This window comes from Psychrobacter sp. CX14 (genome assembly GCF_057396205.2).
Window position 1 is genome coordinate 895,491 of record NZ_CM183187.1, and the last position, 13,241, is coordinate 908,731.

A 13,241-nucleotide genomic window follows, 5' to 3' on the forward strand; every position below is an offset into this window, starting at 1 on the left:
GGTTTATATAGTAAACAGGTATCACTGTATTAAGGCTCGTAAAATCATGTAATCAGCTGTAATTGAAATAACACATCTTATTCCTTGCTTTACATTCGCTCACTATGATGTGCATTTTTCTGTTCTTTAGGTAACAAAAAAAGAGCCTCCCGAAGGAGACTCTCTTATAAGGCCTTGTTTATAGAGCCATCGAATTTATATTCAGTAATTAACTTAGGTTTGGGCTTTTATTTCAAACCTATAATTAATGCTTAAATACGCTTATGGTAGTTCAATAGCAACGGCTACTGCTTCACCGCCGCCGATACATAATGAGGCAATACCTTTTTTGCCACCAGTACGCTTCAATGAGTTGATAAGCGTTATTAGGATACGTGCGCCTGAACAGCCTACTGGGTGACCTAGAGCACAAGCACCGCCTTCGATGTTTACTTTGGCATGTGGAATGTTTAATTCATCCATTGCTACCATCGTTACCATAGCAAAAGCTTCGTTGATTTCCCAAAGATCCACATCATCAACTGACCAGCCTGCTTTTTCTAGTACTTTTTCTATAGAGCCGATAGGTGCAATGGTGAACTCTGAAGGGTGACGAGAATGTGTGGCAGTCGCAACGATACGCGCTTGAATATCAAGGCCTTTATCATTTGCTACTTGCTCTGAGGTGACAACAACCGCGGCTGCACCGTCAGAGATTGAGCTGGCGTTTGCTGCAGTGATTGTACCGTCTTTCGCGAAAGCTGGACGCAGGGTAGGGATACGCTCTGCATTAGCCAGACCTGGCTCTTCATCAGTATCAACAACCATTTCACCTTTACGGTTTTTAACGGTCACTGGCGTAACTTCGTTATCAAAGTGGCCTTCAGAGATTGCTGTTAACGCACGATTTAATGACTCAATAGCAAAGTCATCCATCTGCTCACGGGTATACCCTATTTTGTCTGCCATTTCTTGAGCAAACTGACCCATTAGCTTACCGGTATCAGCATCTTCTAAGCCATCAAGGAACATATGGTCTTTGATTTCTTTGTGCCCCATACGTAGGCCTGCACGTGCTTGCGGTAGAACATATGGCGCGTTAGTCATCGATTCCATACCACCTGCAACAATGATTTCAGCACTACCAGCTTTAATAGCGTCGTGTGCTTGCATCACGGCTTTAAGGCCTGAGCCACATAGTTTATTAATCGTCACTGCACCAGTGCTGTCTGGAATGCCTGCTTGACGCATGGCCTGACGAGCAGGACCTTGACCGACACCTGCGGTCAAGATACAGCCCATGATAACTTCATCAATCTCTTCGGGCTTAACACCGGCACGCTCTACAGCAGCCTTGATAGCTGTGGCACCAAGCTGAGGGGCATTAGCACCAGTAAGGGCGCCTTGGAAGCCGCCCATAGGAGTACGTGCGCCATTTACAATAACAATTGAATCTGATGACATAATATTATCCTTATTAAATGGCCTATACGTAAGCGCTGAATAGGCCGAAAACTGCTACGTTTATAGGGTTTAACAATATTTTGTTAAACAGTTATTTTTATAATATACAAATTACGAAAAACTAATCAAGCTCATGTAAGCGAATGCGCACCACATCTGAGGTGATGGCGTCGAGCTTCTCAATCTTATTAATGGCGACATTCATCTGACTTTCAACAACCGGTAGGGTCAGGATAATAATAGGCACCTGACCTTTTTGATGCGCAGGCTTTTGCAAAATAGCATCAATGTTAATGCCTGCATCACTTAGGATACGAGTCACATCAGCAAGCACACCTGGAGTGTCTTTGGCTTGCAGGCGAAGATAATAACCTGTAATCATATCTTCTGCCGGTAAAATAGGCGTATCAGACAGCTGATTTGGCATAAAGGCCAAATGTGGGACATGGTGACCATAATCATCAACAGTTAGCACTCGGATTAAATCCATTACGTCGGCCATAACCGCAGAAGCAGTCGCACCGGCACCCGCGCCATCACCGTAATATAAAGTCTGGCCCAGTGGGTGAGAATTGACCAATACTGCGTTTTTAACGCCATTGACGTTGGCCAGTAACTTATCTTCTGGAATTAGGGTTGGATGAACGCGTAGCTCAATACCGTCGGCTTTTTTGTTAATACTACGGCTGTTCTCATCGTTATAACGACGCACTGCAAAGCCTAGATGCTTAATGCGATAACCAAGCTCTTCGGCATAGGTCACATCTTGCAAAGTAATATTGGTGATACCTTCGCAGTACACCTTGTCAAATTGTAATGGGATACCAAAAGCGATAGAAGCAAGGAGGGTCAGCTTATGCGCCGCATCGATACCTTCGACATCAAAGGTCGGATCAGCTTCGGCATAACCGAGTGCTTGCGCTTCGGCTAAAACGTCATCAAAGTCGCGACCTTTGTCACGCATCTCAGACATAATAAAGTTACCCGTACCATTAATAATACCAGTTAGCCAGTTCACGTTATTGGCAGCAAGCGCTTCACGCATTACTTTGATAATAGGTATACCGCCAGCCACTGCTGCTTCATAGGCCACATGTACATTGTGCTTATCGGCTAAGGCAAAAATCTCATTACCATGTTCGGCCAGTAGCGCTTTGTTAGCAGTAACCACATGCTTGCCATTTTTGATCGCATGGATAATCACGTCTTTGGCGACAGTCATACCGCCAATGACCTCAACAATAATATCGACATCATCGCTTTCAGCGATCGCCATTAAATTGCTTTGTTGTTTGATGCTTTGGTCAATATCATCACGTTGGCGGCGGGTACCGACTTGGGTAATAACAATGTCATGACCACTACGTCTTTGTAGTTCTGACAAGTTATCTTTAAGTAGGTCAAGCACGCCCGTGCCGACAGTACCTAGCCCTAATATGGCAAGTTTAATTGATTTACTCACGGTATCCTCAGTAGTGTTATCAAGCATTATTATAAGTGTATATAGAGTTAATCTGTGACAGCGGACATTTGGATTTGCCTAACAATACGTCAGCAATCACGGCAAGCTGTCAGGCTTGTTTTAGGGTTAGTCCATTTGAGAGTATGGTCAGCCTATCTAGCAAATAGTACCACCCTGATATTAAAAAACTAAATAATACGGATTTAGAAGGTCAAAAAACAGCCGTTAATAAACGGTAACACGGCAGCGCTTTAAAAGTCACTTAACTGTGCTGAGTTTAACTGACGGCTGAGTCCAAAACGTACTCTATATTAGCAGCCAATCTGCTGTGAATAAAGCGATTAGCATATTCCATACCGCGGTTACGTTAGGCAAATTAGTTAGCAATGGCTGCTTCTGCTAATTGCTGTGCAGGCAGATAGCCACCGATTTGATTACCTGACTCGGTAAAGATAGCAGGGGTACCGCTCACGCCTAAGCTTAAGCCAAGTTGCATATGTTTGCGCACTGGGTCATCGCAAGATTTAGTCGATAGTGGCAGACCTGATTTTGCTTGAGTCATCGCTTTAACGCGGTCATCACTACACCAGATGGCTTGCATCTTAGGCACGCTTTGCTCACTGCGTGGCCAAGCTAAATAACGCACCTCAATGCCGAGCTTATTAATCTCATCCATCTCTGAATGCAGCTTGGTGCAATAAGGACAGTCGGCATCGGTAAAGACATAAACGGCCGCTTTGGTCTCGCCCTTAGCGGGATAAATAATCATCTCGTCTTTATCGACTTCAGCCAGTTTCTTTTTAGCCGATTTTGCGATAAGTGCGGAGCTGATATCGACCGGTTGCGGCTGACCAATTTCAACGATTTGACCTTGGATAATGTGTTTGCCTTCTTTGTCGCTAAAGAATGCGGGCATGCCCTCGCTGGTCACCCAGTAGATGTTTTCCATTTGAGTAGGCACAGCGGAGATGATTTTTTGCTCGAAACCTGAAGCTTTGAAGTTTTTCTCTAAGGCGGCGACCACTTGTGGGTCAGATTCAGGATCGGCCTGAGTGGCTGCGCTCACAGAGTTAGAAGCATTCGCATCATTTTGTTTGGCTTCGGTGCTATTGCTATTACAGCCGGCGACCGCAATGGCGAGTGCTATCAATGAGGCTTTGGTTAAAGCTGGAGATTTTTTTAATAATTGTTTTTGGAATGTAAGGGTCATAACGGATGTCTCTTAAAGGGTAACTCTTAAAAATATGAGGGGTAATATGTTGTGTTAATCAAAGTCAGCGTCAGTTTAGCATATTATATTGACGATATAATTGAGATAAACAAAAGCCCCACTGCGGTTAACAGTGAGGCAATTATTATGTCAAGTTTATGGCAAATTTAGTCTAAATAGCTAATCTGCTATTTTGTAGCGCGTGGCGGTAAACCAGTATGCTGAGTTTGGAAATTACCCTTTTTAATTTGCTTACCACTTGAGCGCTTATTGGTTGCAGGCTTACCCGCTGAGTTATTCTGACGCTTCACTGAGTCTGAACCCACACGGCTGTTTTTCTTACGAGCCGATTGATAGGTATCTTGACTGTCACGACCTTCTAAACGTGAGTTAAATGGCGGAATTAAACAGTGACGTGCAGTACCAATTAAATCTTCACGGCCCAAACGTTTAAGCGCAGCACGTAACATACCCCAGTTTTTCGGGTCATGATAACGAAGGAATGCTTTGTGCAATTTACGCTGTTTGCCTGATTTCACAATCTCCACATCGCCTTCGCTGCGTGTCACTTTGTGCAGCGGATCTTTGTGGGTGTGGTACATAGTGGTCGCTGTCGCCATTGGGCTTGGGTAGAAGGCTTGAACCTGATCGGTTCTAAAGTCATTACGCTTGAGCCACAATGCTAAATTCATCATATCTTCATCCGTAGTACCTGGATGCGCTGCGATGAAATAGGGAATCAAATACTGCTCTTTTCCAGCTTCCTGACTATACTGCTCAAACATCTGTTTGAACAAATCATATGAGCCCATACCCGGTTTCATCATCTTCGATAACACGCCTTCTTCTGAATGCTCAGGCGCAATTTTTAGATAACCACCGACGTGATGGGTCACCAGCTCTTTGACATATTCTGGGTCTTTTACCGCTAAGTCATAGCGTAGACCAGAGGCAATTAGAATTTTCTTCACACCCTTAATATCACGGGCCTTACGATACAGCTTGGTCAGATTGCTGTGATCGGTTAATAGGTTTTCACAGATGTCTGGATAGACACAAGATGGCTTACGGCAATTCTTCTCAATATTCTCATCTTTACAGCTGAGACGATACATATTGGCAGTCGGGCCACCCAAATCTGAAATCACACCCGTAAAGTTCGGTGCGGTATCCCGAATGGCTTCCACTTCACGTAAGATAGAGTCTTCAGAGCGGTTTTGAATAATACGGCCTTCGTGTTCAGTGATTGAACAGAAGGTACAGCCGCCAAAACAGCCACGCATGATATTGACTGAAAACTTAATCATATCAAACGCCGGAATACGGGCATCACCATAGCTAGGATGCGGCACACGCGCGTAGGGCAAATCAAACACATAATCCATCTCTTCGGTTGATAATGGAATTGGTGGCGGATTTAACCATACATCAATGTCAGTTCTTGAGTTACCACCGCCGGTACCATGACGCTGAACCAGCGCACGCGCGTTACCAGGGTTGGTCTCTAAATGCAAAATACGGTTGGCATGTGCATAAAGTACGGAATCTGATTTTACTTGCTCATAATCTGGCAAGCGAATTACCGTCTTTTCGCGAGGCGGCAGCTTTAGCTTGTGCTTACGTGCTGTTTTGGGTGCATTGTTCTTAGGTCTGTGCTCAGGCTCAGGGGTTTCAAGCCCCACCATTTTGACCACTTGCACATCATCGTTAACTTGATCGGCATTGATAATCTTATTATCGACAGGCTCGGCTTTAAAGCCTTTATATTGACGCTCCATCGCTGATAAGCTTTGGCTGACTTTACTTTCAGAATGGCCTTTTTCTTTTTCGATAGAGCAGCTGTCTAAATCTTCGGTCATCACATACGGATTGATAATAGGGTCAACACGACCGACCGTGTCCACATCATTACTTGCTATCTCAATCATGCCCGCTTTCCAGTGCCGACGTGATGGCGTCAATAGATAAGCGGTACCGCGCAAATCGCTCATTTGCTCAAAGGTATAGCCCTTTGATAATCCATGTACAATATCGACAATCGCACGCTCGGCATTACCATATAACAGTACATCTGCACGGCTGTCGAGCAAGATACTACGGCGTACTTTATCTGACCAATAATCGTAATGTGCGATACGGCGTAAGCTGCCTTCAATACCACCTAAAAGAATTGGCACATCAGGATAAGCCTCGCGGCAGCGCTGACTGTACACAATTGCCGCACGATCAGGACGTTTGTCTGGTGCATTATTAGGTGAATACGCATCATCACTGCGAATACGGCGATCGGCCGTATAGCGGTTAATCATACTGTCCATATTACCGGCGGTTACGCCATAAGCATAAACGGGCTTACCTAGCTCCATAAACGCATCTTTGCTGGTCCAATCAGGCTGCGCAATGATACCGACTCGGAAGCCTTGTGCTTCTAGCAAACGACCAATAATCGCCATGCCAAAGCTTGGGTGATCGACATAGGCATCGCCTGAGATGATAATGACATCACACGCATCCCAGCCTAGCTCGTCCATTTCGGCGCGGCTCATCGGCAAGAAGGGGGCAGGCTCGTAGCAGCTTGCCCAGTGCTTATCGTAGTCGTATAAAGGGGTCACGCCTTGTTTAAAGGCAGTGCGGGCGATGGTTTCAGCAGACATGGGGATGACCTAGGTAATGATTTAAATAAACAATAGAATATAAAAGAGGTATTGCAGAGGGTAGGCAAAAAAGAATAACGCTCATTTTACCATGAATTTGGTTCAAGTTGGCAATAAACCAAGCCCTGTTTGCTTTAATTGTAGTAGTACAATGATGGTTACATTATGAGCTTCATAATGAGTTACATAACGAAGAATAGATTAGGGTGTGATTACATCAGTTATAATCAAAGTTATTTTTATGACTTATTAAGATGTAGAATATAGGGTATGGCAGTAAAACAAAGTTAATTGAAACCATAATATTTTAAACATTCAAACTAAAATCCTAAAACTAACTTTAGAAAATAAAAAAATTAACACAAATAACTTGATATAAAGTGGATTAAAATATGTTGTCTAAAGCTTTTCCTCTTACCGCCCTTTGCTCAATGTTATTTATAGCCAATCCGGTCTATGCAAATTGGCAGTCTTCGAGTATTAGTGTCAGTTTTTTTGGTTGGTTATTATCCCTTTCTTGCTATTACACCTCATAGCTAGTCTGGTATTAAATCTGAAAGGGGATTATAAATCTAAGAAAGTGGGGTTAATCCATTTTCAAATTGCTATGCTTTTTCCTTTGATGGGCACAGTCATTCTGCTGTATGAGGTTTTTGAGGATATGCCCTATACCTATCATAACGCCAATGACTTTGGATTAGGGGTTTATGCTTTATTAATGGTGCTAGCTGCTTTGCCGTATGTGATGAGCATAGCCAAACCGAAGTGATAAATTCAGCTGCTATTTACTTTCCTTAATAAACTTAAAAGGCTATCTTGGTGCTAGTTGTTTATAACCGCCTCTTTAACTGCTCAGCATTATCTCTTAAAAAATCATTCATTAAGGATATACGTGGTCTTACCTAATCTGAACTTATACAACCTTAATTTATACAACAATTTATATAAAAAAATATTTGGCTATTTTAGAGTTAGTTTATTTTTAGTTATAAGTTATCCTCTATTGGCCTGTCAACCTGAGGGAGGCGATGAAAATAAATCTCCAGAGGTTCCTTACTATCATTCTCAAAAAGCATTGCACGATACCATCGTTACTGCTATAGAACAGGACAAAATAGTTAACATTGATGGACTGCCAGGAGAAGAGGTCAGTACTGATGAAATGATAGGTGTTATCAATAAAAGGGGTGATTGCCTCTTTGTAGATGATTACTTAATTATGATTCAAACTGAGGAGCTTAGCTTTACTGAAGCACCTTTAGCTTTAGTCGATGAAAGTAATCTAGTTACTTTTAAGGTTGGAGATATGATCACGCTTGCTGGAGGTGCTTTGGATTCTACTGAGCTTGAGGGTAATGATATTGGCTCACATTCGGAGTATAAAAATCCTTATCTATATGAGTGTGATAAGGATAAGATTTGGTTAACAACGGCAGTGGTTTATTAATTATAAACCACTGGAATAAAATACTAACGGGGCTATATTAGAGAAGTGAAATTACTTAGTTTGATTGATAGTTTAAGATGCTTAGAATAAGCTAGGTTTATAAACCTTTAATAACCTTAACCTTGCCCCGTAATCCGCTTATATTTTGCCATCAAATCATTATCAGATTCGACATGGTTTGGGTCATTAGGAATACAGTCAATCGGACAAATCTCTACACATTGCGGTTCATCAAAATGGCCAACACATTCAGTACACAAGTCAGGATTAATCTCGTAGATATCCTCGCCTTCATAAATAGCATCATTAGGGCAAACAGGCTCACACACATCGCAATTGATGCATTCATCAGTAATCATTAAGGCCATTTTATGCTCCTAGTTAATTTAGAATAAACGGCTCATAAAGTGATTTAATAGGCCGTTATATAACGCCTATTAAATCAGCAATACATTATCGCTAAATCTCTAAAATATTTGCCTATTTCCAGTCATTCGCACGTTTGTCATGAAAGGCTTGCTGCACATTGTTCGGTACAAACTTTTTGACATCACCGTTTAGCTTAGCTATTTCGCGAATCATGGTCGATGAGATAAACGAATACTCAGGCGCAGGCGTTAAGAATACGGCTTCGAAGTTATCATCAAGCTCACGGTTCATATTGGCCAACTGAAATTCGTACTCAAAGTCGGACATGGCGCGAAGTCCACGCAATACGGCAGTCGCTTTTTGCTCACGCATGAAGTCAACTAAGAGACCTTCAAAGCCGACGACCGATACTTGGGGTAGGTCGGCAAACACCTCTTCTACCAAGGTGACACGCTCTTCGAAGCTAAACATGGGTTTTTTGTGATGTCCAAGTGCCACAGAGATAACCACTTCATCAAAGAGCTTGACGGCGCGGTTAACCAAATCAATATGACCATTGGTAATAGGGTCGAAGGTGCCAGGGTAGACGACTTTTGTGTACAGCGATGACGATTTATTCATGATGATTAAATAGGCTTTAAAATAAGCGCTTATCGTAACAAATTTTAGGCATTGAGGTAAGCTAATTAGCAAGGTGTTTGGTGAGTTTGGGTAGTTTTTTAGCAGTCACAGGGAGAATATTGTCTAAATCTCAACCTGTTTGTTGCAAGCTTACGACCTATACTTGCTTACAAAGCGACGAAAAAGTGAGCTGGTCAAATTTGGTATACTGTCGGCTCGACCTAACTTAAAGGCTACTTTATTATTCTGTGGCTATTTTAAGATTAGGGACATGCACGACAAACCATTGGCAATATAGATATTACGTAGCCAGTCGGTTTGAATTTTAATGAGACATTATTTATGGCGAAGAAATCAAGAAAACCGTCTAATCAGATTGCCGCTAACAAAAAAGCGCGGCATGAGTATTTTATTGAAGAGACCTTTGAAGCTGGTCTGGTATTGCAAGGCTGGGAAGTGAAAGCAATTCGCGCTGGCAAGATGAGTATCACAGAGGCTTATGTAGTGTTCCGTGGTAATGAAGCCTTCTTATTCGGTGCACACATTCAGCCGCTGTTATCGAGCTCAACCCATGTTGATCCTGACAGCATTCGTACCCGTAAGCTGCTATTAAACCGTAAAGAGATTGATACTTTATTCGGTGCGGTAAATCAAAAAGGCTATGCTTGTGTGCCGTTAGAGGTCTATTGGAAAAACTCGCTAGTGAAATGTAAAATCGGCTTAGCCAAAGGTAAAAAGCTGCACGATAAGCGTAAGACACTGAAAGATAGAGATTGGGAACGCGATCAGCAGCGCGGTTTCAAACAGCATTTGGATTAGATGCTTTTCTATATAGCGCTTAATATAATTAAAAAAGGTAGGCATTAAGCGAAGAGAAATTTACAACAAACTCAGTAGATGGCTCTAAGAACAAAACAAATAGTACAGTTAATAAAGTTACTGGTCCTGCTGTAGTCTCTCAAGACTCAAGAAATATGAGTTATTTTCCATGGGTATCTTGGGACTTGGTTTCTTAGCATTCTGCGTTATGGGTGCTGTTAAATGCTCAAGCGGTGACCACTTTAAAGTGCCTTTCAATATTCGTCTGATTAAATAAGCTTTAACGAAGCTCGACTTTCATTAAAGACAAAAAGGCAGAATCTATATAAATAGATTCTGCCTTTCTTATATTCTAAAAATATCAAGTTAAAAGAGCAGACTGTTACTTGCCCAATGACTGTCATTTGAATCAATTTCACGAAGAGGTGTTTGTTGAGGCGTGGTATCGAAGAGCGCTTTATATTGTTCAGTTATTGCTTGGGTTATTTGCTCAAACTTTGGCAAATCTGCCTCATTGATATTAATGCGAATGGATTTTTGTAATGATTCAAGTTGTAGCGCTTGTGCCAATACATAGTCAAAGGCACGATGCTCAAGACTATAAACCTCTGTCTGCGCTAATGCTTGACGTTGAAAAAGCTGGTCTTGATAAACACTACCATCGCATTTAGCCTCATCATATATATACAACGCCATAATTTTATAACGCATTTGGGCATCTTGTAGCGCCGGATTGGCCATGATACTTGATAGGTAATAAGACACTTCAGATTGAAGCCCATTACCAGACTCTATGGCATTGATAATGTCATATTTATCCGTCGTATCAATCACTAGAAAGTCGCATTGCTGCTCAACAGCTTGTGCGATAAGCTGAATGCCAGTATCCATTTTATGGATATCATTAATAGTATCAGTACGATAGCTATAACTATTATCCACAGTATCAGTATCAGTATCAGTATCAGTATCAGTATCAGTATCAGTATCAGAGTCTGGCAGCACAAAAGCCTGAGTAATCAGCTCAAAGCCTCTCTCATAAATCGCGTTGACTTCATTTGCTGCAATGGCTTGTTCAGTGAGTGCTTTTGCTTGAGCGAGGGCCTGCTCTTTGCTGAGATCAAGCTCTAGTGCTTCCCGCAATTCAGCATTTTTTAGAACGTGTGCATAGAGCCATTTATCTGTGGCAGGACTGTCTGCTTTGAGTGCTTGTTGCTGATTTTGCTGCAGCATACTAAGCGATTGAGCATCGATATCCTCCTCTTCATAACTACCACCACCACCTATATCAGATAGCATAGCCACACACATACCACCGCCAATTAATAAGGTAGCCACCATACCTAAAAAAAAGCTGCCAATCATATTTCCTTTTGACTGCTCATCGTTTGGGGTTTGGTTATGATTATCGCGGCGGTATTCGGGTGATTGATTGTTCATAAACGGCCTTGTGCTAGGTGGCTTTGTTATTGACGGAGGTAGGGCTTTTTAAAAATACATAACGTATTATCAGGTTTTTAACTATATCAAATAAGACCAGCTAATGTTATTAAAATCACAAAGAGTGATTAACCATTCTTTATCAAAAGCAGTTGTATAGAGAGAGAGACAGATAGCAAAAAGCCACTCAGATTTGAGTGACTTTTGACTAATAAATTATATAAATCGTCTGAATCTACATACCATTAACGCATGGTCACAAACTCTTCAGAACCGGTCGGGTGAATAGCGACTGTGTTATCGAAGTCGGCTTTGGTAGCGCCCATTTTAATAGCGACTGCAAAGCCTTGAATCATCTCATCCACACCGAAGCCAATACCGTGTAGGCCGATGACTTTCTCTTCTTCACCCAAACATACCAATTTCATGGTACATCTTTGGCGGTGCTGAGTAACGGCGCTGTACATTGGGGTAAAGGTTGAGGTGTAGCATTTAATATCATCTTTGCCATACTGCTCAATCGCCTGTATTTCAGAGAGACCAATGGTCCCGATAGGCGGGTGTGTAAAAATAACCGTTGGTACTAGGCTATAATCTAAATGCTCGTTTGGCTTGTTATTAAATAGGCGCTCTGACAGACGACGACCGGCAGCAATGGCCACAGGCGTTAAATCGATGCTATTTTCAATAATGTCACCAACGGCATAGATGCCATCTACGTTGGTATTTTGGAACTTATCGACTTTGATTTTACCCGCTGAGTTAGTCTTCACGCCAGTAACTTCTAGGTTAATGGTATCGGTAGAAGGCTCACGACCTACCGCCCAAATTAAACAATCAACCGTTTTCTCGTTGCCGTCTGCTAGGCGGATAGTTAAGCTGTCATCATCATTTTTGGTGACTTCTTCAATTTGGCTATGAGTGTGTAGACGAATGCCGTCTTGCTCAAAGACTTCGAGTAATAGGTTAGTGATGCTGTGGTCAAATGAGCGAAGTGGCTTATGTTGACGCACATACAAATCAACTTCAGAGCCTAGACTGCGTAATACACCGGCAACCTCTACGGCTATATAGCCTGCGCCAGCAATAGCTACGCGCTTTGGTTGCTCGGTCAATGCAAAGAAGCCGTCTGAATCAATACCGTATTCTGCACCTTTAACATCAGGCATAATAGGACGACCACCGGTTGCAATCAATATATGGTCTGCTGTAATGTGCTCGCCATTGACTTCAACAGTCTTGGCATCGACAAATTTAGCAAAGCCATTGATAACTTCGACGTTATTTTTGGCCAGGTTGGTCTCATAAGAGCGGTGGATATTACCAATATACTTCTCGCGTGTTTCTACCAGTTTACTAAAATCAAAGCTTTTAACATCAACATCAAAGCCATAATCTGGGGCGTATTTGTGCATGGCTTCGGCTACTTGAGCGCCATACCACATGACTTTTTTGGGTACGCAGCCGAGGTTAACGCAAGTGCCACCTAAATGATTGGCTTCGATGATGGCGCATTTTTTGCCATACATGGCTGCTCGGTTGATAGAAGCGATGCCGCCGCTACCGCCGCCAATGGCGATATAGTCATAGTGTCTGCTCATAATGAGTCCTTTTTTATTTGTGATCAAAAAAATGATGTCGCTTATCTCGATAGCAAATAATGCCGTAGTTTAGCGAATGATATTAGATTAACAATGTTTGCAAGCGTCTAGAAGTAGAGTAAATCAAAAACCGCTTATCAGATGGATTAATTGTAAAGGTTATTGAGCCTGGTGT

At 42.3% G+C, this 13,241-nt stretch carries 10 protein-coding genes; 2 read left to right on the forward strand and 8 right to left on the reverse strand.

Features of this window, described 5'->3' with window-relative positions:
• Positions 1-261: 261 nt before the first annotated feature.
• From AC2SLO_RS03795 to AC2SLO_RS03810, 4 genes are all read right to left on the reverse strand, one after another.
• Positions 262-1,443, reverse strand: coding sequence for a thiolase family protein (locus tag AC2SLO_RS03795; protein ID WP_486543308.1), 1,182 nt, complete (start codon positions 1,441-1,443; stop codon positions 262-264).
• 121 nt (positions 1,444-1,564) lie between these two features.
• Positions 1,565-2,905 (reverse strand): homoserine dehydrogenase, encoded by a 1,341-nt coding sequence (locus AC2SLO_RS03800; protein WP_486543310.1) that lies wholly within the window; start codon positions 2,903-2,905, stop codon positions 1,565-1,567.
• 376 nt (positions 2,906-3,281) lie between these two features.
• The gene (locus AC2SLO_RS03805; protein WP_486543312.1) at positions 3,282-4,115 is read right to left on the reverse strand and encodes a DsbC family protein; all 834 of its coding nucleotides are present in this window, start codon (positions 4,113-4,115) and stop codon (positions 3,282-3,284) included.
• Positions 4,116-4,303: 188 nt separating this feature from the next.
• Positions 4,304-6,769, reverse strand: a complete 2,466-nt coding sequence (locus AC2SLO_RS03810) for a YgiQ family radical SAM protein (protein WP_486543314.1) — start codon at positions 6,767-6,769, stop codon at positions 4,304-4,306.
• Positions 6,770-7,661: 892 nt separating this feature from the next.
• Between AC2SLO_RS03810 and AC2SLO_RS03815 the strand changes: the two genes are divergently transcribed.
• Positions 7,662-8,216: a hypothetical protein gene (locus AC2SLO_RS03815; protein WP_486543316.1), complete on the forward strand. Its 555-nt coding sequence runs from the start codon at positions 7,662-7,664 to the stop codon at positions 8,214-8,216.
• A gap of 116 nt (positions 8,217-8,332) precedes the next feature.
• Here AC2SLO_RS03815 and AC2SLO_RS03820 read toward each other — a convergent pair whose 3' ends face one another.
• Both AC2SLO_RS03820 and coaD read right to left on the reverse strand, forming a co-directional pair.
• Positions 8,333-8,584, reverse strand: a complete 252-nt coding sequence (locus AC2SLO_RS03820; RefSeq protein WP_486543318.1) for a YfhL family 4Fe-4S dicluster ferredoxin — start codon at positions 8,582-8,584, stop codon at positions 8,333-8,335.
• A gap of 112 nt (positions 8,585-8,696) precedes the next feature.
• Positions 8,697-9,206 carry a pantetheine-phosphate adenylyltransferase gene (gene coaD, locus AC2SLO_RS03825; RefSeq protein ID WP_486543320.1) on the reverse strand — a complete coding sequence of 170 codons (510 nt, stop codon included), beginning with the start codon at positions 9,204-9,206 and terminating at the stop codon, positions 8,697-8,699.
• Positions 9,207-9,548: 342 nt separating this feature from the next.
• Between coaD and smpB the strand changes: the two genes are divergently transcribed.
• On the forward strand, positions 9,549-10,025 hold the full coding sequence (smpB, locus tag AC2SLO_RS03830) for an SsrA-binding protein SmpB (protein WP_486543322.1): 477 nt from the start codon (positions 9,549-9,551) through the stop codon (positions 10,023-10,025).
• A gap of 366 nt (positions 10,026-10,391) precedes the next feature.
• Here smpB and AC2SLO_RS03835 read toward each other — a convergent pair whose 3' ends face one another.
• Positions 10,392-11,465 (reverse strand): hypothetical protein, encoded by a 1,074-nt coding sequence (locus AC2SLO_RS03835; protein ID WP_486543324.1) that lies wholly within the window; start codon positions 11,463-11,465, stop codon positions 10,392-10,394.
• A gap of 245 nt (positions 11,466-11,710) precedes the next feature.
• The gene (gorA, locus tag AC2SLO_RS03840) at positions 11,711-13,066 is read right to left on the reverse strand and encodes a glutathione-disulfide reductase (protein WP_486543326.1); all 1,356 of its coding nucleotides are present in this window, start codon (positions 13,064-13,066) and stop codon (positions 11,711-11,713) included.
• Positions 13,067-13,241: the final 175 nt, after the last annotated feature.

Coding starts and splice junctions, on each gene's coding strand:
- AC2SLO_RS03795 (WP_486543308.1), bottom strand. CDS start 1,443: ATGTCATCAGATTCAATTGTTATTGTAAATGGCGCACGTACTCCTATG.
- AC2SLO_RS03805 (WP_486543312.1), bottom strand. CDS start 4,115: ATGACCCTTACATTCCAAAAACAATTATTAAAAAAATCTCCAGCTTTA.
- AC2SLO_RS03810 (WP_486543314.1), bottom strand. CDS start 6,769: ATGTCTGCTGAAACCATCGCCCGCACTGCCTTTAAACAAGGCGTGACC.
- AC2SLO_RS03820 (WP_486543318.1), bottom strand. CDS start 8,584: ATGGCCTTAATGATTACTGATGAATGCATCAATTGCGATGTGTGTGAG.
- coaD (WP_486543320.1), bottom strand. CDS start 9,206: ATGAATAAATCGTCATCGCTGTACACAAAAGTCGTCTACCCTGGCACC.
- smpB (WP_486543322.1), top strand. CDS start 9,549: ATGGCGAAGAAATCAAGAAAACCGTCTAATCAGATTGCCGCTAACAAA.
- AC2SLO_RS03835 (WP_486543324.1), bottom strand. CDS start 11,465: ATGAACAATCAATCACCCGAATACCGCCGCGATAATCATAACCAAACC.
- gorA (WP_486543326.1), bottom strand. CDS start 13,066: ATGAGCAGACACTATGACTATATCGCCATTGGCGGCGGTAGCGGCGGC.